This window comes from Henriciella marina DSM 19595 (assembly GCF_000376805.1).
In the GTDB taxonomy this organism is placed as follows: domain Bacteria; phylum Pseudomonadota; class Alphaproteobacteria; order Caulobacterales; family Hyphomonadaceae; genus Henriciella; species Henriciella marina.
Window position 1 is genome coordinate 330,569 of the sequence record NZ_AQXT01000002.1, and the last position, 21,359, is coordinate 351,927.

Genomic DNA, 21,359 nt, shown 5'->3' on the forward strand with positions numbered 1-21,359 from the left:
ACGTTCAGTCTGCGCGCCAGCGCGCGCAGATCGACGTTGGCAGCATCCGTCCGCTTTTTTCTTCGGGTAGGGCCATCTCGCCCATCTCGATGCGGCCGCCGAAAGCTTCCATCCGGTCGCCCAGGGCCTGCGCCAGCGCAATATGTGACAGGCGAACCGCATAGGCGGTCAGGATCACGAAAAGCGGTTTTTCGACGAGCAGCTCTGCAACGCCATCGAGCAGGCCGGGAAGGTCTTCCTCGAAGCGCCAGGTTTCATTCTTTGTGCCCCGACCGAATTTTGGTGGGTCGAGGATAATGGCGTCATACCGGTTGCCGCGCCTTTGCTCGCGCGCGACGAATTTCATCGCATCGTCGGCAATCCATCTGATCGTGCGGTCATCGAGACCGGACATGGTCTGGGCGTCCTTGCCGAAGCCGTTTGATTTCGGGCTGGCATCAAGGTGCATCACCTCTGCGCCTGCCTGCGCGCAGGCGAGCGACATGAGGCCCGTATAGCCAAAGAGGTTCAGGACCTTTGCCGGCCGGGTGGCGGCCTTTAGCTGCTCCTGCGCAAACGCCCAGTGTACGGCATGTTCCTGAAAGACACCCATATGCCGGAAAGGCGTGCGGCGCGCTTCAAAGCGCAGACCATTCCAACTCATCGGCCAGGCGTCCGGCGCTTTCTTGTTGAGCCTGCGCCACTGACCGCTTTCATCGTCGCCTGCCTTGGCATCGAACCAGGCATCGGCTTTCCAGGTGTCGACGGGGTGCTGTGGCCGCCAGAAGGCCTGCGGGTCTGGACGGATGACTGTCTGGCTGCCGAAACGCTCACGTTTCAGGCCATCGCCGCTATCCAGCAGGGCGTAATCATCCCAGTTATCTGCAAGGAAAAGTGTCTGCTCATATTTCATGAAAAGCCTCTCTGCCGCCAGGCTTCATAGGTCATGACGGCGGTCGCCTGAGCAAGGTTGAGACTGTCGGCGCCGCCGCGCATTGGAATGAGGCAGAGTGTATCGCACGTCGCTTCGACGGGATCGGGGAGCCCCGCCTGTTCATTGCCCATCAGGATAACGCTCGCGCCGGTCATGTCGGCCTCTGTGTGACGGACCGTTCCGTTCACGCTGGCCGCAAAGACAGAGAGGCCAGCCCCGGTGCGCCAAGCCTGGAATTCGTCGAAGCTACAGCGCGCAAAGGCGATATCGAAGATCGACCCCATGGACGCGCGGACAGCCTCCACGCTGTAAGGGTCGCAGCATTGTTCAATGAGAAGCACACCGGCGAGACCTGCGCAGTCAGCGGTGCGCAATATGGTGCCGAGATTTCCCGGATCGCGCACTTCATAGAGCCCGATCCAGAGAGACGATTTCGGTACGGCAAGCTCATCGAGCGATGGCGCGCCCTGTTTGAAAGCGCCAATCACAGCTTGCGGATTGTCCTTGCGGGCGATCTGGCCCGCCAGCCTGTCGGTGACCTGTACGGTGCGTGCGCCAGCTCCTGCGGCGCGGGCGACGAGGTCGCGCACGAAGGGTCTCTCTGCACTAGAGGCTGAGACAATAAGACTGTCGAGCGACCAGCCTGCGGAAAGGCCCTGCTCAACCAGCCGCGCGCCTTCGGCCAGGAAGAGGCCCGTCTCGGCGCGGCCCTTCTTTCGCTCAAGGCTGCGAAGCATTTTAACGAGCGGATTGCCCGTGCTGGAAATTGTCTCAAGCTCAGATGACATGGGCGGCGTTTAGCACAGACTTCGCCGAAGACAATTGACGCGGGCACCGGTGTTCGGTCTCTTGCGAGAATCAAGACAGAGACCGTCGGTCAGTCCTGCGCGCCAGCAATGCAGCTAGAGCAGGCTGTCCGTCGATAGGGCGGGGTGACCCTGTCTCATCGCCTGTAGTGGGAGCCAATACCATGGCCTTGGTTCATGAATATGTCTGGTACGTCCTCGCGGGCGCGCTTGTCGTTGGCTTCATACTTGCCTGGATAATGCGTGGTCTCCGGAAATCGCCTGCCGCGCAGCGCGCCATTGTCGACCGCGATATCGCTCTGCTTGAACTTCAACAGACCAAGGATGAGCTCGACAGCCTTTTTGCGGCGCAGCGAAAATGGAAAGCTGAAAGCAAGGCGGCAGCCGCAGAAGGCGCGGACCCGGCGCTGAAGGCCGAGGTCGAGCGCCTGAAAGCCGAGCTGGCGGCGGCGAAGGCTTCAGCGGAATTCGCACCTGCAACGCCTGCCGCGCAGCCCGAAGCTGTACACCAGGGTGAGACCGCTGCTGCACCGCTCCCCGCCGCGCCAAAAGCACCGGCCCCCGAAGAGGTGGCGATGCGCAAAGCTCTTATCGCGCGCAACGAATACCTCGAAGAACGGGTCCATGACGTCGAGCTTCGCTTGCATGAAATGGCCAAATCCTACGCGACCGCCAAAGCGCAGGAGGCCGATGCGGTGACCTCCGAGGGCGGCAAAGCGGCCTGGATTGCAAGCTATCTCGCCGTCAGGGCTGAGGCCTTGCAGGCGAGACTGCTCGCGCTTGAGGCCTCCCCCAAAGCGCCCGCCTTACCGGATAATACCGCTGCGCCTGATGATGATCATGACAAAGACGAAGAGGCCAACACCACAGAGCGCGACGAGGAGATTGCGCGGCTTCGCTGGCGTAACCGGTATCTTGAGAGCCGGCTTGCCTATCTTGGCCAGCCTGCCGCACGTATCGACAAGGACAACAGACCGCCAGCTCAGTCCGCTGCGCAACCAGCTCGTCCTTCAGTAAACACGTCGCAGACCGCAACAACTGCGCCGCGGCCGGCCACGCCCCCCGGCGAAACGCGTCTGAAGCCTGCTGAAACAGGTCCGGATCGGACGGCCGCAAGAGGCCCGCGATTTTCCAGCCCGCTTTCTGCGCTCGCATCAGCTGCTCAGGAGCGTCAGGCGAGTGAGCCGGCGCGCCCGTCCGTGGTTACTCCTGAAGAGGGCGCGCCCTCAAAACCGCCTGCGCAAGAAGCGGCCAATGGCCAGGCCGATGACCTTACCCGTATTTCAGGGCTCAGCTCCTCCATCGAGCTCAAGCTGAATGAGATCGGGATCTGGCATTATGTACAGATTGCGCGGTGGTCACAGGGCAATCTCGAATGGGTGGACCAGGAGTTTGGCCTCGACGGACAGGCAAAGCGCGAGGGCTGGATCAGCCAGGCGCGCCAGCTCGTGGAGTAGCCTCGTGGGGGCGAACCTGGCAGCGACGCAGGATTAAATCGCCGCGCGGTGAACGAACCAGTCATTTGCGAGTTAGCCCGATCAGGTTACAGTCAGTCAAAATCGGAGAGATCGCATGACACTGGAACGGGACGGGTCAATGAAACAGGTCGCAATGAAGACACCACGCAAGCTAGAGCGGCGTGCTTTTGCGGGGCTTGCCGCGTCGCTGGCCCTTGCGGCTGCCGCGTGCAGCACCAACCCCTATACGGGGGAGCAGCAATTCGCAGCTTATGACGATGCGCAGCTTTCGCAGGCGTCGGCGCAGGCCTGGCAGCAACTGAAGTCGCAGACGCCTACGCTCAGCTCTGGAGCGCAGTACCAGAGGGTCCAGCGCGTCTGGAGCCGGATTGCAGCGGCCTCGCCAAAGGCGGGCGAACAGTGGGACGTCAGCGTGTTCAATTCCGAGGAAGTGAATGCCTTCGTCATGCCCGGTAACCGGGTCGGCGTTTACACTGGCCTGCTCAACCTCGTCGAAAACGATGACCAGCTTGCCGCGGTACTCGGCCATGAGGTCGCGCACTCCATCTATCGCCACGCCAATCAACGCGCGACCCGGGCAGCGGCCGCGTCGACAGCAGTGCAACTAGGCGCAGCCGCTGCCGGCAGCTCCAATGTTGGCATCGGGGCTGATCAGGTGAACGCGCTTGGAAGTGTGGCGGCCAACCTTGGTGTTGTGCTTCCCTATAGCCGCAATGCCGAGCTTGAGGCTGACCTTGCCGGCGTCGATTACATGGTGCGGGCCAGGTATGATCCGCGCGCGGCGATCCGCCTCTGGGAGGTGATGCAGCAGAATAACAGTCAGCGAACAGCAGACTTCCTGTCGACCCACCCCAATCCGGAAGTGCGCCAGCAGCGCATCCGCGAATACATTCAGCAAAAGGGCTACTAGGCCCGAAACCTGGCCCACTGGCTGACAGATACACTGACCCGGCAGGCTTGACCTGCCGGGTCTTTTCGTGTGTACGACGCCATTCGCTCCGACAGGGGCGGATTTCCTGTGGAAAGCACCGGTGGAGAAGACCATCACCGGGCTGGACCACGGGGCCTCAAACCAGGCGGCCGGATCGAAAGACCACCGGCCAACTTACAAGCCAGAGAGGATGACATGGCTAAGAAATTGCTGGGGCAACTCAAGCTCCAGATCCCGGCCGGATCGGCCAACCCATCTCCACCTGTTGGTCCAGCGCTAGGTCAGCGCGGCATCAACATCATGGAGTTCTGCAAGGCCTTCAACGCGAAGACCGAGAGCCTTGAAAAGGGTCTCCCGATTCCTGTCGTGATCACGTATTATCAAGACAAGTCCTTCACCTTCACCACGAAGACGCCGCCTGCGAGCGTTCTTCTGAAGAAGGCTGCGGGCCTGAAGATCGGCAAGCCGAACTCAGGTGCCAAACAGCCGGGCAAAGACGTCGCCGGTAAGGTGACGGTCGCTCAATGCCGCGAGATCGCTGAGGCCAAGATGGTCGATCTCAATGCAACGGACCTCGACGCCGCAACTGAGATCATCAAAGGATCTGCGAAGTCGATGGGCCTCGACGTGGTGGGTTAAGAACATGGCAAAGCACGGAAAAAGATATCGCGCCGCTTACGGCAATGTAGACGTCGAGAAGACGTATGGTGTTTCGGAAGCCATTTCGCTGGTGAAATCGAACGCAACGTCGAAGTTCGACGAAACGATCGAAGTCGCAATCAGCCTGGGCGTTGACCCGAAATATGCTGACCAGATGGTCCGCGGCATGGTTTCCATGCCTGCAGGTACGGGCAAGGATGTTCGCGTTGCCGTTTTCGCACGTGATGCGAAGGCTGATGAGGCCCGCGAAGCCGGTGCAGATTTTGTCGGCGCCGAGGACCTGATGGAACAGGTTCAGGGCGGCATGATGGATTTCGACCGCGTCATCGCAACGCCGGACATGATGTCTGTCGTCGGCCGTCTCGGTAAGGTGCTCGGCCCACGCGGTCTGATGCCGAACCCGAAGGTCGGTACGGTCACCCCGAATGTTGCGAAGGCTGTTGCCGACGCAAAGGGTGGTTCGGTTGAGTTCCGCGTCGAAAAGCGCGGCATCATCCATGCCGGTATCGGCAAGGCAAGCTTCTCCGAGTCTGACCTTGAGAATAACCTCAAGGCTTTCGTCGATGCACTCATGAAGGCAAAGCCTTCGGGTGCAAAAGGGACCTATATGAAGAAGATCGCTCTTTCTTCGACCATGGGCCCAGGCATCCGCGTTGACGCCAATGAGGCAATTGCCGCAAGCTAGTTCCAGCGGCATTTAAATGATCGAGCGCCCGGACCGATTGGTCCGGGCGTTTGTGTTTTGCGGGTGGCCATTCCTGTCTGGAAGTACAGGTATACGGACTGCCTTCGCGCATGAGATTTTGTGCGTGCCGGGGGTTGCGACCTCGGAAATTCCACGTTAACAGACCCCTCTTGACGGGAGATCACCGACTAAATCGGGGGCCTCCCGTTTTCCTGTCCAAGACCATGGGTCGTGCCGCGAGGTTCAGAAATCCCATGATAGACGGGGTGAGGCGACCAAAAAGGGCTGTCGGAACACTTCCGGCCAGTCTGGTGGCCAGGCCCCGGGCAGGCGCTGGAAACAGCTTTTTGCTGTGGAAGGCGAATTCCCGGGCGCCCGGATGGGCCGGACGCCTAAGAATGGAGATCCGCAATGGATAAAGCTGGAAAAGCCGAGTCCCTGAAAATGCTCAAGGGTGTTTTCGAGGAGTCGGGGGTGGTCGTTATCGCCCGCTATACCGGTCTAACTGTTGCGGAAATGACCAAGCTGCGGGGCGCACTGCGAGAGCAGGGTGCATCGCTCAAGGTGGTCAAGAACCGTCTGGCGAAACTCGCGCTCGACGGCAAAGGCGGCGATCAGATCCAGGACATGTTCCAGGATCAGACCGTCATCGCTTATTCTCCAGATCCGGTGGCGGCTGCAAAAGCGTCGGCGGAATTTGCTAAAGAGAATGATAAACTCGTCCTTATCGGTGCGCTGATGGACGAGAAGGTTCTGGATGCCGACGGCGTTCAGCAACTTGCGAAACTGCCATCTCTTGATCAGCTTCGCGGCAAGATTATCGGGCTCGTACAGGCTCCGGCGACCAAGGTCGCAGGCGTCGTCCAGGCCCCTGCCGGCAAGCTGGCCCGCGTCTTCAGTGCTTATGCGAGCAAAGACGCAGCCTGATCAGGTCATTTTCACAATCTGACAGACCAAACCTCATCCCGAACTAGGAATTTAAACAATGTCCAAACTTGAACAAATCGTCGAGGACCTTTCCTCGCTGACCGTCCTGGAAGCTTCTGAACTGGCAACGATGCTGGAAGAGAAGTGGGGCGTTTCTGCTGCTGCACCGGTCGCTATGGCGGCTGCTGCTGGTGGTGGCGGCGAAGCTGCTGCTACTGAAGAGCAAACCGAATTCGACGTCGTCCTGACCGATGGCGGCGACAAGAAGATCAACGTCATCAAGGCCGTGCGCGAAGTCGTGCCTGGTCTTGGCCTGAAAGAAGCCAAGGAGCTCGTCGAGAGCGCTCCGAAGGCAATCAAGGAAGGCGTTTCCAAGGACGAAGCCGAAGAGCTCAAGAAGAAGTTCGAAGAGGCCGGTGCCAAGGTCGAAATCAAGTAAGCCAGTACAGGCTTGCTTATAAAGGGATTGTGTCTGCGCGAGGCACTGTCTCTGTAGAGTAAATAGCGCGGCGGAGCCCTTGTGAGGTTCCGCCGCGTGCTCGCGTTTCAGGTGGCAAGCCGCCGCCCATTACCGTGTGCAGCGGGGTGGAGCGGCAGGCAAGAAACGGAACAAAAGATGGCTCTTTCTTTCACGGAAAAAAAACGTATCCGCAAATCCTTCGGTCGTATTCCCGAAGCCATCGACATGCCAAACCTCATCGAAGTGCAGCGCTCCTCTTACGAGCAGTTCCTGCAAATGCATACGGCGCTCGCTGAGCGCACCGATGATGGCCTTGGCGGTGTCTTCAAAAGCGTTTTCCCGATTATCGACTTCAATGAGCGTGCGACGCTCGAATACGTGTCCTACGAATTCGAACCGCCAAAGTTCGACATGCAGGAGTGCATGCAGCGCGACATGACCTACGCAGCGCCGCTTAAAGTGCGGCTGCAGCTGGTCGTCTTCGACATTGACGAGGACACAGGCGCCAAATCAATCAAAGAGGTCAAGGAGCAGGAAGTCTATCTCGGTGACATTCCGCTGATGACCGACAAGGGTACGTTTATCGTGAACGGCACCGAGCGTGTTATCGTCTCGCAGATGCACCGCTCGCCGGGCGTCTTCTTTGATCATGACCGCGGCAAGACCCATTCGTCCGGCAAGCTTCTGTTCGCAGCGCGCATCATTCCGTATCGCGGCTCCTGGCTCGACTTCGAGTTTGATGCCAAGGACATTCTGAACATTCGTATCGACCGCAAGCGCAAGCTGCCGGCGACCACGATGCTCTATGCGCTCGGCTACGACACCGACGAGATCATCGATCTCTTCTACACGCGTTCGATCTACCGGCTCGACAAGAGCGGCTGGATCATGAGCTTCCGCCCAGAGGCCTGGAAAGGCCAGAAGCCAAATTACGACCTTGTCGACGCGAAGACCGGCAAGGTTGTTGCGCCTGCGGATCGCAAGATCACGGCGCTGGCAGCCAAACGGATCGTTGAGGGTGGCACGGACGAGCTTCTCGTGCCGTCGACGGCGCTGGAAGGCAAGTTCCTTGGCCGCGATATCGTCAACCGCGAGACCGGTGAGATCTTTGGTGAGGCCGGCGACGTCCTGACTGAGGAGCTTGTTGCCGAGCTTCGCGAGCAGGGCCAGAAGTCGGTCGAAATCCTGAATATTGACGGCGCTGACCGTGGCCCATGGCTGCGCAACACGCTCAAAGCGGACAAGAACGAAACGCGCTTTGAGGCGCTGTCGGACATCTACCGCGTCATGCGTCCAGGCGAGCCACCGACCCAGGAAGCGGCAGACGCGCTCTTCAATCAGCTCTTCTTTGATGGCGAGCGTTACAATCTCTCCGCTGTTGGTCGCGTGAAGATGAATATGCGTCTCGGCATGGCCCTTGGTGATGCTTACGAGAATGCAGAAGACACCGTGCGCATCCTGCGCAAGGACGACATTGTTGGCGTCATGAAGGTCATTCTCGACCTCAAGGACGGCAAGGGCGAAGTCGATGATATCGACAACCTCGGCAACCGCCGCGTTCGTTCCGTCGGCGAGCTGATGGAAAACAATTACCGTATCGGCCTGGTGCGTATGGAGCGCGCTATCAAGGAGCGGATGAGCTCTGTCGATATCGACACAGTGATGCCGCACGACCTGATCAACGCCAAGCCGGTCGTTGCCTCTGTCCGCGAATTCTTCGGCTCCTCGCAGCTGTCGCAGTTCATGGACCAGACCAACCCGCTGTCGGAAATCACTCACAAGCGCCGTCTCTCGGCGCTTGGCCCAGGTGGTCTGACACGTGAGCGCGCTGGCTTCGAGGTCCGCGACGTTCACCCGACCCACTATGGCCGTATCTGTCCGATTGAGACGCCGGAAGGCCCGAATATCGGCCTGATCAACTCGCTCGCCACCCATGCGCGCGTCAACAAGTATGGCTTCATCGAAAGCCCGTACCGCAAGGTCGAAAAAGGCAAGCTGTCTACCGAGGTCGTCTACCTTTCGGCCATGGAAGAGCACCGCTTCGCGATTGCCCAGGCAAACGCCGCCGTGAACGACAAGGGCGAGCTGGACAATGAGTTCGTCAACGCCCGTGTGAACGGTGAAGCGACTCTCGTCCCGCGCGAGGAAGTCGATTATATGGACGTGTCGCCGAAGCAGGTGGTTTCGGTCGCTGCGGCCCTTATTCCGTTCCTCGAAAACGATGACGCCAACCGCGCCCTGATGGGGTCGAACATGCAGCGTCAGGCTGTGCCGCTGGTGAAATCAGAAGCACCGTTCGTGGGCACCGGCATGGAATCGGTGGTGGCCCGCGATAGCCGCGCGGCGGTCGTTGCGCGCCGCGCCGGCGTGATCGAGCAGGTCGACGGTACGCGTATCGTTGTCCGCGCCACCGAAGATATCGACTCTGCCAAATCCGGTGTCGATATCTATCGTCTGGCCAAGTTCCGCCGCTCCAACCAGAACTCCTGCATCAACCAGCGCCCAATTGTGCGCGTGGGCGACGAGGTCATGGCTGGCGACATCATTGCGGACGGCCCGTCCACCGATCTCGGTGAACTGGCGCTCGGCCGTAACGTGCTCGTCGCGTTCATGCCGTGGAATGGCTACAACTTCGAGGACTCCATCCTCATCTCCGAGCGGATCGTGAAGGACGATGTCTTCACCTCGATCCACCTTGAAGAGTATGAGATCGCAGCCCGCGACACCAAGCTCGGCCCGGAAGAGATCACGCGTGATATTCCGAACGTCGGCGAGGAAGCCCTGCGTAACCTCGACGAAGCCGGTATCGTTGCTGTCGGCGCCGAAGTGAAGGCCGGCGATATCCTCGTCGGCAAGGTCACGCCGAAGGGCGAAAGCCCGATGACGCCGGAAGAAAAGCTTCTGCGCGCCATCTTCGGTGAGAAGGCGTCCGACGTTCGCGACACCTCGCTGCGCGTTCCGCCAGGTGGTTCGGGTACGGTTGTCGAGGTTCGTGTCTTCAACCGTCACGGCATCGACAAGGATCAGCGCGCGCTTCAGATCGAGCGTGAGCAGATCGAGCAGCTTCAGGAAGATAAGGAAGACGAACAGAACATTCTGGAGCGCAACACCTATGCGCGCCTGCGTGAACTGCTTGTTGGAAGCGAAGCTGCGGCTGGCCCGAAGGGCTTCAAGACCGGCAAGATCACCGATGAGGCGATCAACGAGCTGCGCGAGAGCCAGTGGTGGGAAATTGCGCTGAAGTCCGAGAAAGCCCAAGGCGAACTCGACTTCCTTCAGGGCCGTTTCAACGAATCTCTGCGTGAGCTTGAGGCGCGCTTCAATGACAAGGTCGACAAGGTCCAGTCGGGCGATGATCTGCCTCCTGGCGTGATGAAAGTCGTCAAGGTCTTCCTGGCCGTGAAGCGTAAGCTTCAGCCGGGTGACAAGATGGCCGGCCGTCACGGCAACAAGGGCGTGATCTCCAAGATCAACCCATCCGAAGACATGCCATTCACCGAGGATGGCACGCCTGTCGATATCGTTCTGAACCCGCTCGGCGTGCCGTCGCGGATGAACGTCGGGCAGATCCTGGAAACCCATATGGGTTGGGCTTCGAACGGCCTTGGCCGTATCGTCCAGAACGCGCTCGATGAGTGGAACGAGAAGCACGACAACAAGGCGCTCCGCGACACAGTCCAGATGGTCTATGGCAAGGAGCAGGAGCTTCCGGAAACCGATGAGGAGATCGTCGAACTGGCGTCCAACCTCGGCAATGGCGTTCCGATCGCGACACCTGTCTTTGACGGGGCGCGTGAAGCCGACATCGTCGAGATGCTGGAGCGGGCAGGGCTGGATTCGTCTGGTCAGGTCACCCTGTTCGACGGGCGTACCGGCGAAGCGTTCAAGCGTAAGGTAACGGTGGGCTACAAGTATCTTCTGAAGCTTCACCACCTGGTGGACGAGAAGATTCACGCCCGTTCGACTGGTCCTTACTCGCTCGTTACCCAGCAGCCTCTGGGCGGCAAGGCGCAGTTCGGCGGCCAGCGCTTCGGCGAGATGGAAGTCTGGGCTCTCGAAGCTTACGGCGCTGCCTATACGCTGCAGGAAATGCTGACCGTGAAGTCCGATGACACGGCTGGCCGTGCCAAGGTCTACGAAGCGATTGTCCGCGGTGACGACACGTTTGAAGCCGGTATTCCAGAAAGCTTCAACGTGCTCATCAAGGAAATGCGGTCGCTTGGTCTCAACGTTGAACTGCTCGAAGCCAATGATGGTGACTCGCCGGTGGCGGCTGAATAAGCCGTCGCATGGCAATCGTGTCGAATAGAGACTAGGTTTTTAAAAAAGGCCGGACATCAAGTCCGGCCGCCCCCTCCCGAGGAGCGGAATCAAATGCGCCAAGACGTAACCAACATTTTCAGCAACAACGCCCCGGCCCCAAGCTTCGAGGCGATCAAGATCTCCATTGCCAGCCCGGAGAAAATCCGGTCCTGGTCATCGGGCGAGATCAAGAAGCCTGAAACGATCAACTACCGGACCTTCAAGCCAGAGCGCGAAGGCCTCTTCTGTGCCCGTATCTTTGGTCCGATCAAGGATTATGAGTGCCTCTGCGGCAAGTACAAGCGCATCAAGTATCGCGGCATTGTCTGCGAAAAATGCGGTGTCGAAGTCACGCTGGCCAAGGTTCGCCGCGAGCGGATGGGTCACATCGATCTGGCTGCGCCGGTTGCCCATATCTGGTTCCTGAAATCTCTGCCGTCCCGTATTTCGACGCTGCTCGACATGGCGCTGAAAGACGTCGAGCGCGTTCTCTATTTTGAGAGCTATGTCGTGATCGAGCCGGGTCTCACCCCGCTTGAGCCTAGCCAGCTGCTCACTGAAGAAGAGTATATGGACGCTCAGGACGAGCATGGTGAGGATGCCTTCACTGCCATGATCGGCGCTGAAGCTGTTCGTGAGCTGCTGCGTGCGCTCGATCTTGAAACGCTGGCTGACCAGCTGCGGGACGATCTTGCTGAAGCCACAAGCGAGCTGAAAACCAAGAAATATTCCAAGCGCCTCAAAGTTGTTGAGTCGTTCCTGGCATCGCGTGCGAAGCCGGAATGGATGATCATGACGATCGTTCCTGTCATCCCGCCAGACCTGCGCCCGCTGGTGCCGCTGGATGGTGGCCGCTTTGCGACGTCCGATCTCAACGATCTCTATCGCCGCGTGATCAACCGTAACAACCGCCTGAAGCGCCTTATGGAGCTTCGTGCACCGGACATCATCATCCGGAACGAGAAGCGCATGCTTCAGGAATCCGTTGATGCGCTGTTCGACAATGGTCGTCGTGGTCGTGTCATCACGGGCACCAACAAGCGTCCGCTGAAATCGCTCTCCGACATGCTGAAAGGTAAGCACGGCCGTTTCCGTCAGAACCTTCTCGGTAAGCGCGTCGACTATTCTGGCCGGTCGGTCATCGTGGTCGGCCCGAACATGAAGCTGCATGAATGCGGCCTGCCGAAGAAGATGGCGCTCGAGCTGTTCAAGCCGTTCATCTATGCGCGTCTCGACGCCAAGGGCCTCGCAGGCACCGTCAAGGCTGCCAAGAAGCTCGTTGAGAAAGAAAAGCCGGAAGTCTGGGACATCCTCGAAGAGGTCATCCGCGAGCATCCGGTCATGCTCAACCGTGCACCGACGCTTCACCGTCTCGGCATTCAGGCATTCGAACCGAAACTGATCGAAGGTAAAGCCATCCAGCTTCACCCGCTGGTCTGCGCCGCGTTCAACGCCGACTTTGACGGCGACCAGATGGCCGTTCACGTTCCGCTCTCGCTGGAAGCCCAGCTTGAGTGCCGCGTCCTTATGATGTCGACAAACAACATTCTGTCGCCAGCAAACGGCAAGCCGATTATCGTGCCCTCGCAGGATATCATTCTCGGCCTCTACTATCTGTCGCTCGACAAGGAAGACGAGCCAGGGACGTTCAAGACCGACAAGGATGGCCGTCCGGTTCAGGGCATCTATTCCGACATGGCGGAAATCGAGCACGCGCTTCACGCCGGTCACCTCTCGCTGCACGCCAAGATCAAGGCGCGCTTTGAAGGTGTCGATGAAGAAGGCACTGAAGAGATCCGCATCATCGATACGACACCAGGCCGCTATATGATCGCGTCCCTGCTGCCGAAGATGAAGGGTATGCGCGCCGAGCTGGTCAACGATCTGATGACCAAGAAGGCGATCTCCAAACTCATCGACGAGGTCTACCGGAACTGCGGTCAGAAGGCGACGGTCATCTTCTGTGACAAGCTCATGGAGCTTGGTTTCCGTGAAGCCTGCAAGGCTGGCATTTCGTTCGGCAAGGACGATATGAAGATCCCGGCGGCCAAGGCCAAACTGGTTGCTGATACGCGTGACCAGGTGTCCGAGTATGAGCGTCAGTATGCCGAAGGCCTCATCACGCGTGGCGAGAAGTACAACAAGGTTGTCGACGCATGGTCGACCTGTACGGACAAAGTCGCTGACGCGATGATGGACGCTGCCGGTGAAGCTGAGATCAACAAGGAAACCGGACGTCAGGAAGAAACCAACTCGGTCTTCATGATGGCGCACTCCGGTGCCCGTGGTTCGAAGAACCAGATGAAGCAGCTGGCCGGTATGCGCGGCCTGATGGCCAAGCCGTCTGGCGAGATCATCGAGACGCCGATCGTGTCGAACTTCAAGGAAGGCCTGACCGTCCTTGAATACTTCAACTCGACCCACGGTGCCCGTAAGGGTCTGGCCGATACGGCTCTGAAGACCGCTAACTCCGGTTACCTCACCCGCCGTCTGGTCGACGTCGCCCAGGACTGCATCGTCAACGAAGACGATTGCGGCACCGACAAGGGCATCATGCTCGCACCGGTCATGGAAGGCGCGGACATCACTGTCTCGATCTCGGAGCGTATTCTCGGCCGGACAACCGGCTGGGATGTGAACAATCCGAAGACGGGCGAGCTTATCTGTCCGGCCAACACCTATGTGGACGAAGCGCTTGCTGCGACCATCGAGGCGGCTGGTGTCGATGAGATCAAGGTCCGCTCCCCGCTGACCTGTGAGACCAAGACCGGGGTCTGTGTGGCCTGCTACGGCCGTGACCTGGCTCGCGGTACGATCGTCAACCGCGGCGAGGCCATCGGTGTCATCGCGGCCCAGTCGATCGGTGAGCCTGGTACCCAGCTGACCATGCGGACCTTCCACATCGGCGGCGCAGCCTCCGTTGCAGAAGAAAGCTCGGTCGAATCCTCGTTCGTCGGCACAATCAGCTTTGAAGAAGCCGATACGGTGACGCGCAAGGACAAGACCCTTGTCGTTGTCGGTCGCCAGATGTCGGTCTCCGTCATCGATGCCGACGGCCGGACACGCCAGACCTTCAAGCCAAGTTACGGTACGCGTCTCTACACCAAGGATGGCGCGAAGGTGAAACCAGGCGACAAGCTCGCTGATTGGGATCCATTCGCACAGCCGCTGATTTCCGAGATGTCCGGTACCGCCAAGCTGATCGACGTTGTCGATGGCATGTCGGCCCGCGAGGAAACCGATGAAGCAACGGGCATCTCGTCCCGCGTGATTGTCGATTATCGTGGCAGCAAGGGCAACGAGCTTCGTCCGTCCGTCCTGATCACCGATGACAAGGGTGAAGCCAAGATGCTGCCAAACGGCACCGAGGCCCGCTACCTGCTGTCACCAGGGGCAATCCTCTCCATCAATGATGGCGATGAGATCAGCTCAGGCGACAGCCTTGCACGGACCTCGACAGGCGGCGCCAAGACCAAGGACATCACCGGTGGTCTGCCGCGTGTTGCTGAGCTCTTCGAAGCCCGGCGTCCGAAGGACAATGCGGTCATCGCCGATATTGACGGGCGTGTGTCCTATCTCCGCGACTACAAGAACAAGCGGAAGATCGGCATTATTCCTGAAGAGGAAGGCGTCGAGCCGGTCGAGTATCTCGTGCCCAAGAACAAGCGTATCTCGTTCCAGGATGGCGACTTCATTCGCCGCGGGGAATACCTCGTCGACGGTAACCCGGCGCCGCAGGATATTCTTGGCTCCCTTGGTATCGAAGCGCTGGCCGAATATCTCGTTGATGAGGTCCAGAAGGTCTATCGCCTGCAAGGTGTTCCGATCAACGACAAGCACATCGAGGTGATCGTTCGCCAGATGCTGCAGAAGATCGAGATCACCGACCCAGGTACGACGACGCTGCTCAAGGGCGAGCATGTCGATCAGCTCGAGCTGGAAGAAGCGAACGCATCGGTCCGCCGGTCGCGCAAGCAGGACCAGCGTGAGGCATCGGGTGTTCCAGTGCTCCTTGGTATCACCAAGGCGTCGCTCCAGACCCGCAGCTTCATCTCGGCAGCCTCCTTCCAGGAAACGACGCGTGTGCTGACCGAAGCGGCCCTGCAGGGCAAGGTCGATACACTCGAAGGCCTGAAAGAGAACGTCATCGTTGGTCGCCTCATTCCGGCAGGTACCGGTGGGGGCATGCGGAACTTCCGCCGTGTCGCCGCAACACGTGATACGAAGCTGAAGGCAAAGCGTCGCGATGCCGCCGAAAAGGCAGCTGCAGCACTTCCGGCACCAGACGCCGCGGAATAGTTGCAGTTGCAAATGACCTATCGCAGCACGTCCCGTCCCAAACACTTGACGGGACGTCTGCAGGGTCTTAACACGCGCCGAACGCTGGCTGAGGCGATAGCTTTATCGCTTCCGGCAGCCCGAAGGGCTCCCGTCAGGCCGGCATAGTACGGAATTGATGGTCCGATCAGGTCAGGAATGGCCCCGTCGGGCTATCTTGGTTTGGACTGGTCCGCTGGGGCCAAGTTAGAAAGCAGTCAAAAAAGGCCCTCATGCCCACGATTCAACAGCTCATTCGCAATCCGCGCAAGCCAAAGCCTGCGCGTTCCAAGACACCAGCCCTGAAGGGCAACCCGCAACGTCGGGGCGTCTGCACGCGCGTCTATACGACGACGCCGAAGAAGCCGAACTCGGCACTTCGGAAAGTCGCGAAGGTCCGTCTCACCACGGGGTTCGAATCGCTGTGCTACATCCCGGGTGAAGGCCATAACCTCCAGGAGCACTCCGTTGTGCTGATCCGTGGTGGTCGTGTGAAAGACCTTCCGGGTGTGCGTTACCACATCCTGCGCGGCGTCCTTGATACCCAAGGCGTCAAGAATCGTAAGCAACGCCGCTCGCATTACGGCGTGAAGAAACCGAAATAAGGGTTAGATAGATGTCACGTCGTCACCGCGCCGAAAAACGCCAGGTTCTGCCTGATCCGAAGTTCAAGGACATCGTTGTTTCGAAGTTCATGAACCAGATCATGATGGACGGTAAGAAATCCACCGCCGAACGTATCGTCTATGGTGCGTTCGAACTGGTCGAGGACAAAGCGAAGAAAGACCCTGTCGAGGTTTTCCACGCTGCGCTCGAAGCCATTTCGCCGGCCGTCGAGGTTCGCTCGCGCCGCGTTGGTGGTGCGACCTATCAGGTGCCTGTCGAAGTGCGTCCTGAGCGCCGTCAGGCCCTCGCTATTCGCTGGCTCGCCTCTGCGGCAAGCTCGCGCAATGAGAACACGATGCGTGAGCGTCTGGCCGGTGAGCTGCTCGACGCCTCCCAAGGCCGCGGTACGGCTGTGAAGAAGCGGGAAGATACCCACCGCATGGCTGAGGCGAACCGCGCCTTCTCACACTACCGCTGGTAACACGTTCTACACGTTCCTCCCGGAACTCGATAAAAAGGTAATCCCATGGCCCGCGAATACTCGTTGGATCGCTACCGTAATTTTGGCATCATGGCCCACATTGATGCTGGCAAGACAACGACTACGGAGCGCATTCTGTTCTACACTGGCCGGTCCCACAAGATCGGTGAAGTCCATGATGGCGCAGCCACGATGGACTGGATGGAGCAGGAGCAGGAGCGCGGCATCACGATTACGTCGGCTGCGACGACCACACTCTGGTTCCGCACCGAAGACGGCACCAATCCGACCGGTATTTACGGCGACACGCCAGAAGAAGCCAAATTCCGCTTCAACATCATCGACACGCCCGGACACGTCGACTTCACAATCGAAGTCGAGCGTTCGCTGGCCGTGCTCGATGGTGCGGTCTGCGTTCTCGACGCCAATGCCGGTGTTGAGCCACAGACCGAAACCGTCTGGCGTCAGGCTGACCGCTACAAGGTTCCGCGCATCGTGTTCGTCAACAAGATGGACAAGACCGGCGCCGACTTCTTCAATTGCGTGAAGATGATCAAGGACCGTACCGGTGCGATCCCTGCGCCTGTCCAGCTCCCGATCGGTTCGGAAACCGAGCTTGAAGGCGTGGTCGATCTGGTCACCATGAAGGAATGGGTCTGGGAAGGCTCTGACCTTGGTGCGTCCTGGATCGTCCGCGACGTTCGCGACAGCCTCAAGGCAAAAGCCGAAGAGATGCGCGCTGAACTGGTTGAGCTTGCTGTTGAGATGGACGAAGAGGCGATGGAAGCCTATCTCGAAGGCACCGAGCCTGACGAGTCGCAGCTTCGCGTTCTGATCCGTAAGGGCACGCTTTCGATGTCCTTCGTTCCGGTGCTTGCCGGTTCGGCGTTCAAGAACAAGGGCGTCCAGCCAATGCTGAACGCTGTGATCGACTATCTTCCAGGTCCACTCGACGTTCCAGCCTATATGGGCTTCAAGCCGGGCGACGAAGAAGAAGTCCGCAACATTGCACGTCACGCTGATGACAATGAGCCGTTCTCCGGTCTTGCTTTCAAGATCATGAACGACCCGTTCGTCGGTTCGCTGACCTTCGTTCGCATTTATTCGGGTACTGTCTCCAAAGGCGGCTCGATGCTGAATGCGACCAAGGGCAAGCAGGAACGTATCGGGCGCATGATGATGATGCACTCGAACAACCGTGAGGAAATCGAGGAAGCCTTTGCTGGCGATATCATCGCTCTGGCAGGTCTCAAGGAAACCACCACCGGCGACACGCTTTGCGACAAGTCGGACCCGGTTGTTCTCGAGACGATGACTTTCCCGGATCCGGTTATCGAGATCGCTGTCGAGCCAAAGTCGAAGGCTGACCAGGAAAAGATGTCCATCGGCCTGCAGCGTCTTGCTGCCGAGGATCCATCCTTCCGCGTCGAGACCGATATTGAATCCGGCCAGACGATCATGAAGGGCATGGGCGAGCTTCACCTCGACATCCTGGTTGACCGCTTGAAGCGCGAATTCAAGGTCGAGGCCAATATTGGCCAGCCGCAAGTTGCCTACCGCGAAGCCATCGGCCGTCCGACCGAGATCGTCTACACCCACAAGAAACAGTCGGGTGGTTCAGGTCAGTTCGCTGAGGTGAAGATCCAGTTCGATCCGCTCGAAGCCGGTTCAGGCTTCGTCTTCGAAAGCGCGATCGTTGGTGGTTCGGTGCCGAAGGAGTACATTCCGGGTGTCGAGAAGGGCCTTATGCAGGCCAAGGAAAACGGTCTTCTGGCCGGTTATCCTGTCACGGACTTCAAGGCGACCCTGCTGGACGGCAAGTTCCACGACGTCGACTCCTCGGTTCTCGCCTTCGAAATCGCGTCGCGCGCGGCCTTCCGCGAACTTCGCACAACGGCAGATCCGAAGCTCATGGAGCCGGTGATGAAGGTCGAGGTTGTGACGCCTGAAGACTATATGGGCGACATCATTGGCGACCTGAACTCACGCCGTGGCCAGATTCAGGGGTCCAACCCTCGCGGCAATGTTGTGGCGATCAATTCGTTCGTCCCGCTGGTCAACATGTTCGGTTATGTCGGCAACCTTCGCGGTATGTCGCAAGGCCGCGCTCAGTTCACCATGGTGTTCGACCACTATGCCGAAGTGCCAAAAGCTGAAGCCCAGAAGATCGTTCAGGATCTCGCAGGCTAATAAAAGCAACCGCCCCGCGCAGCAGCCTGGAGGGTTGCTCGCGCGGGGTTTTCTAATACCTGACTGACGTTGGAAATGAAGGAGAGGCCCTATGGCCAAAGAGAAGTTTGCGCGGAACAAGCCGCACGTAAACATCGGCACGATCGGCCATGTTGACCATGGCAAGACGACGCTGACGGCAGCGATCACGCTGACGCTTGCTGAAGTCTATGGCGGTGCAGCGAAGTCGTATGCTGACATCGACAATGCGCCTGAAGAAAAAGCACGCGGTATCACCATCAACACCGCGCACGTCGAATATGAGACAGCCGAGCGCCACTATGCGCACGTCGACTGCCCGGGCCACGCTGACTATGTGAAGAACATGATCACGGGCGCCGCGCAGATGGACGGCGCGATCCTGGTTGTGAACGCGGCTGACGGCCCGATGCCGCAGACGCGCGAGCACATCCTGCTGGCCCGCCAGGTTGGCGTACCTGCACTGGTCGTGTTCCTCAACAAGGTTGACCAGGTCGACGACGAAGAGCTGCTCGAGCTGGTTGAGATGGAAGTGCGTGAGCTTCTGTCGTCCTACGACTTCCCGGGCGACGACATTCCGATCGTTTCCGGTTCTGCACTCGCAGCAGTCGAAGGCCGCGACGAGAATATCGGCAAGGAGAAGATCCTTGAGCTGATGAAAGCTGTCGACGACTACATCCCGACCCCGGAGCGTCCACTGGACAAGCCGTTCCTGATGCCGGTGGAAGACGTGTTCTCCATCTCCGGCCGTGGTACGGTTGTGACCGGCCGCGTCGAGAGCGGTATCGTGAAGGTTGGCGAGGAAGTCGAGATTGTCGGCATTCGCGACACCCAGAAGACGACCGTTACGGGCGTCGAGATGTTCCGCAAGCTGCTCGATCAGGGCCAGGCTGGCGACAACATTGGCGCGCTGATCCGCGGTATCGACCGTGAAGGCGTTGAGCGTGGCCAGGTTCTCTGTAAGCCAGGCTCGATCACCCCGCACACGACGTTCGAGGCAGAAGCCTACATCCTGACCAAGGAAGAGGGTGGCCGTCACACGCCATTCTTCACCAACTACCGTCCACAGTTCTACTTCCGTACGACTGATGTCACCGGTGTTGTGAAGCTTCCAGCGGACAAGGAAATGGTTCTGCCGGGCGACAACGTGAAAATGGAAGTCGAGCTCATCGCGCCGATCGCCATGGACCAGGGTCTTCGCTTCGCGATCCGCGAAGGCGGCCGCACCGTCGGTGCAGGCGTCGTCTCCAGCGTCTCCAAGTAAGACCCGCCTCAGCCAACAAGGGCTGACGCAACAAAACATAAGGGCCGCCTCCGATGAGGCGGCCCTTATTTGTTGCTCGGCAGATGAAACGGCCAAGAAACGCGCGTGTGCCTTTAGCGCTAGTTGCGAAGATACTTGTTGGCGATGTTCATTGTGCTGTGAGCCTGGCCACCCAAACGTACAGCTTCCTCGTGCGTACTGAAGGACGGAAGCGGCGTCCTTCTAGCCGCGATCCAGCGCGTCAGCTCTCTGAGAAAAGTCTCCAAGGCGTACGTGCTTGCGCGCGATTATGTCCGAACACAGCATATCGTGCGCCAAGAGACCTGCAGAGGATTTTCAGGGCTCTCCCTGATGAAGGTCCAGGCCGAGGAGTTTTATCACGCGGTGGAGCAGGGCGGAGACGCCTGGGTGCGACACGGCGCATCGGCACTGGCCGACTGGAGCGATGACTTCGAGGTCGTCACAGAGCCTGAGATGGCTGCTGGCCGAAATCGATTCGATCCTGTCCTCTGCGCAGGTAGCAGATTATCTGAAGGAACGCCTGCATATCGGAATGCCGGTCCCCTAAAGGTCATGGAATCAATATTCTGGAAGCGGTCGTTCCAGATATAATCATTGAGCTGCGACGGCTTCGGTAGTCTCGTGCTACGTGCCGCTATCTAGGCGTCAAAAACTGAGCTGCCCCGAACGAGGATGGCAAAAGCTCCCCGAGTGTCATGATGGCGCGAATGCCGTCTGGACCTGCCAGCTTTATCTCCGTTTCAGGACGGGCAAACTCCGAGAGTTTCTGGCGGCATCCCCCGCAGGGCGCGACAGGGGTGTCTGCTTCGGCATAGACAAGGACTTCGAGAATCTCGGTGTCGCCCGCCGCGACCATGGCGGTTATGGCGCCGCCCTCAGCGCAGATGCCATCAGGGAAGGCCGCGTTCTCCACATTGCAGCCGACATGTATCCCTGAGGCGCTACGAATCGCTGCGCCGACCTTGAATCCAGAATAGGGGGCATGTGCGTTTTCACGGACAGCGCGGGCTTTTTGATATAGGTCATCTGACACGGCGTTGTCCTGTCCTGGCTGGGATCCTATAGACCCAAAGACCATCCATGAGCGCGGCTGTCATTGCAATATGAGGAATGGCAGAGCCCAACTGGTTGCGGCTGCAAAGATTCCGCCATGAAGTGTTGACGGTCCCCCTCAAATCCCATACACCGCGCCCTTCGAAAGGTCGGCCGTGCCAGTTTCAGGCAAACGCTTCCTACCGAACTGAACAATTCGAGCCGAATGCGTCCGGGCGCTTTAAAGCGTGCGCCTTGGCGCGTCATA

At 59.1% G+C, this 21,359-nt stretch carries 15 protein-coding genes; 12 read left to right on the forward strand and 3 right to left on the reverse strand.

Translation table 11 applies throughout. The features are described 5' to 3' along the window. Nucleotides 1–4: 4 nt before the first annotated feature. Together F550_RS0101585 and F550_RS0101590 are read right to left on the reverse strand one after the other, a co-directional pair. Nucleotides 5–892, reverse strand: coding sequence for a class I SAM-dependent methyltransferase (locus tag F550_RS0101585; RefSeq protein ID WP_018146772.1), 888 nt, complete (start codon nucleotides 890–892; stop codon nucleotides 5–7). Then, complete coding sequence (locus F550_RS0101590; protein WP_026180496.1) at nucleotides 889–1,701, reverse strand: TrmH family RNA methyltransferase; 813 nt, start codon at nucleotides 1,699–1,701, stop codon at nucleotides 889–891. Before F550_RS0101590 ends, F550_RS0101585 begins: the two co-directional genes overlap by 4 nt. A gap of 182 nt (nucleotides 1,702–1,883) precedes the next feature. Between F550_RS0101590 and F550_RS0101595 the strand changes: the two genes are divergently transcribed. From F550_RS0101595 to tuf, 12 genes are all read left to right on the forward strand, one after another. Then, nucleotides 1,884–3,176 carry a hypothetical protein gene (locus F550_RS0101595; protein WP_018146774.1) on the forward strand — a complete coding sequence of 431 codons (1,293 nt, stop codon included), beginning with the start codon at nucleotides 1,884–1,886 and terminating at the stop codon, nucleotides 3,174–3,176. A 115-nt stretch (nucleotides 3,177–3,291) separates the two neighbouring features. Continuing rightward, complete coding sequence (locus F550_RS0101600; protein ID WP_083910891.1) at nucleotides 3,292–4,107, forward strand: M48 family metallopeptidase; 816 nt, start codon at nucleotides 3,292–3,294, stop codon at nucleotides 4,105–4,107. Nucleotides 4,108–4,323: 216 nt separating this feature from the next. Further along, nucleotides 4,324–4,767, forward strand: coding sequence for a 50S ribosomal protein L11 (gene rplK / locus F550_RS0101605; RefSeq protein WP_018146776.1), 444 nt, complete (start codon nucleotides 4,324–4,326; stop codon nucleotides 4,765–4,767). A gap of 4 nt (nucleotides 4,768–4,771) precedes the next feature. Next, complete coding sequence (gene rplA, locus F550_RS0101610) at nucleotides 4,772–5,473, forward strand: 50S ribosomal protein L1 (protein ID WP_018146777.1); 702 nt, start codon at nucleotides 4,772–4,774, stop codon at nucleotides 5,471–5,473. Between the two features lie 411 nt (nucleotides 5,474–5,884). Continuing rightward, the gene (rplJ, locus tag F550_RS0101615) at nucleotides 5,885–6,400 is read left to right on the forward strand and encodes a 50S ribosomal protein L10 (protein ID WP_018146778.1); all 516 of its coding nucleotides are present in this window, start codon (nucleotides 5,885–5,887) and stop codon (nucleotides 6,398–6,400) included. A gap of 58 nt (nucleotides 6,401–6,458) precedes the next feature. Next, entirely contained in the window at nucleotides 6,459–6,839 is a 381-nt protein-coding gene (rplL, locus tag F550_RS0101620; RefSeq protein ID WP_018146779.1) for a 50S ribosomal protein L7/L12, read from the forward strand. A 177-nt stretch (nucleotides 6,840–7,016) separates the two neighbouring features. Further along, on the forward strand, nucleotides 7,017–11,141 hold the full coding sequence (gene rpoB, locus F550_RS0101625) for a DNA-directed RNA polymerase subunit beta (RefSeq protein WP_018146780.1): 4,125 nt from the start codon (nucleotides 7,017–7,019) through the stop codon (nucleotides 11,139–11,141). A 93-nt stretch (nucleotides 11,142–11,234) separates the two neighbouring features. Continuing rightward, the gene (rpoC, locus tag F550_RS0101630; RefSeq protein ID WP_018146781.1) at nucleotides 11,235–15,461 is read left to right on the forward strand and encodes a DNA-directed RNA polymerase subunit beta'; all 4,227 of its coding nucleotides are present in this window, start codon (nucleotides 11,235–11,237) and stop codon (nucleotides 15,459–15,461) included. Nucleotides 15,462–15,712: 251 nt separating this feature from the next. Further along, on the forward strand, nucleotides 15,713–16,084 hold the full coding sequence (gene rpsL / locus F550_RS0101635) for a 30S ribosomal protein S12 (RefSeq protein WP_018146782.1): 372 nt from the start codon (nucleotides 15,713–15,715) through the stop codon (nucleotides 16,082–16,084). An 11-nt stretch (nucleotides 16,085–16,095) separates the two neighbouring features. Continuing rightward, on the forward strand, nucleotides 16,096–16,566 hold the full coding sequence (gene rpsG, locus F550_RS0101640) for a 30S ribosomal protein S7 (RefSeq protein WP_018146783.1): 471 nt from the start codon (nucleotides 16,096–16,098) through the stop codon (nucleotides 16,564–16,566). A 45-nt stretch (nucleotides 16,567–16,611) separates the two neighbouring features. Then, entirely contained in the window at nucleotides 16,612–18,756 is a 2,145-nt protein-coding gene (gene fusA, locus F550_RS0101645; RefSeq protein ID WP_018146784.1) for an elongation factor G, read from the forward strand. Between the two features lie 91 nt (nucleotides 18,757–18,847). Next, nucleotides 18,848–20,038: an elongation factor Tu gene (gene tuf / locus F550_RS0101650; RefSeq protein WP_018146785.1), complete on the forward strand. Its 1,191-nt coding sequence runs from the start codon at nucleotides 18,848–18,850 to the stop codon at nucleotides 20,036–20,038. A gap of 655 nt (nucleotides 20,039–20,693) precedes the next feature. Here tuf and F550_RS0101660 read toward each other — a convergent pair. Continuing rightward, nucleotides 20,694–21,137: a cytidine deaminase gene (locus F550_RS0101660; protein WP_018146787.1), complete on the reverse strand. Its 444-nt coding sequence runs from the start codon at nucleotides 21,135–21,137 to the stop codon at nucleotides 20,694–20,696. Nucleotides 21,138–21,359 lie beyond the last annotated feature (222 nt).

Excerpts from the sequence above, each read along its gene's own strand:
- F550_RS0101585 (WP_018146772.1), bottom strand. The coding sequence starts at position 892 with ATGAAATATGAGCAGACACTTTTCCTTGCAGATAACTGGGATGATTAC.
- F550_RS0101590 (WP_026180496.1), bottom strand. The coding sequence starts at position 1,701 with ATGTCATCTGAGCTTGAGACAATTTCCAGCACGGGCAATCCGCTCGTT.
- F550_RS0101595 (WP_018146774.1), top strand. The coding sequence starts at position 1,884 with ATGGCCTTGGTTCATGAATATGTCTGGTACGTCCTCGCGGGCGCGCTT.
- F550_RS0101600 (WP_083910891.1), top strand. The coding sequence starts at position 3,292 with ATGACACTGGAACGGGACGGGTCAATGAAACAGGTCGCAATGAAGACA.
- rplK (WP_018146776.1), top strand. The coding sequence starts at position 4,324 with ATGGCTAAGAAATTGCTGGGGCAACTCAAGCTCCAGATCCCGGCCGGA.
- rplA (WP_018146777.1), top strand. The coding sequence starts at position 4,772 with ATGGCAAAGCACGGAAAAAGATATCGCGCCGCTTACGGCAATGTAGAC.
- rplJ (WP_018146778.1), top strand. The coding sequence starts at position 5,885 with ATGGATAAAGCTGGAAAAGCCGAGTCCCTGAAAATGCTCAAGGGTGTT.
- rplL (WP_018146779.1), top strand. The coding sequence starts at position 6,459 with ATGTCCAAACTTGAACAAATCGTCGAGGACCTTTCCTCGCTGACCGTC.
- rpoB (WP_018146780.1), top strand. The coding sequence starts at position 7,017 with ATGGCTCTTTCTTTCACGGAAAAAAAACGTATCCGCAAATCCTTCGGT.
- rpoC (WP_018146781.1), top strand. The coding sequence starts at position 11,235 with ATGCGCCAAGACGTAACCAACATTTTCAGCAACAACGCCCCGGCCCCA.
- rpsL (WP_018146782.1), top strand. The coding sequence starts at position 15,713 with ATGCCCACGATTCAACAGCTCATTCGCAATCCGCGCAAGCCAAAGCCT.
- rpsG (WP_018146783.1), top strand. The coding sequence starts at position 16,096 with ATGTCACGTCGTCACCGCGCCGAAAAACGCCAGGTTCTGCCTGATCCG.
- fusA (WP_018146784.1), top strand. The coding sequence starts at position 16,612 with ATGGCCCGCGAATACTCGTTGGATCGCTACCGTAATTTTGGCATCATG.
- tuf (WP_018146785.1), top strand. The coding sequence starts at position 18,848 with ATGGCCAAAGAGAAGTTTGCGCGGAACAAGCCGCACGTAAACATCGGC.
- F550_RS0101660 (WP_018146787.1), bottom strand. The coding sequence starts at position 21,137 with ATGGTCTTTGGGTCTATAGGATCCCAGCCAGGACAGGACAACGCCGTG.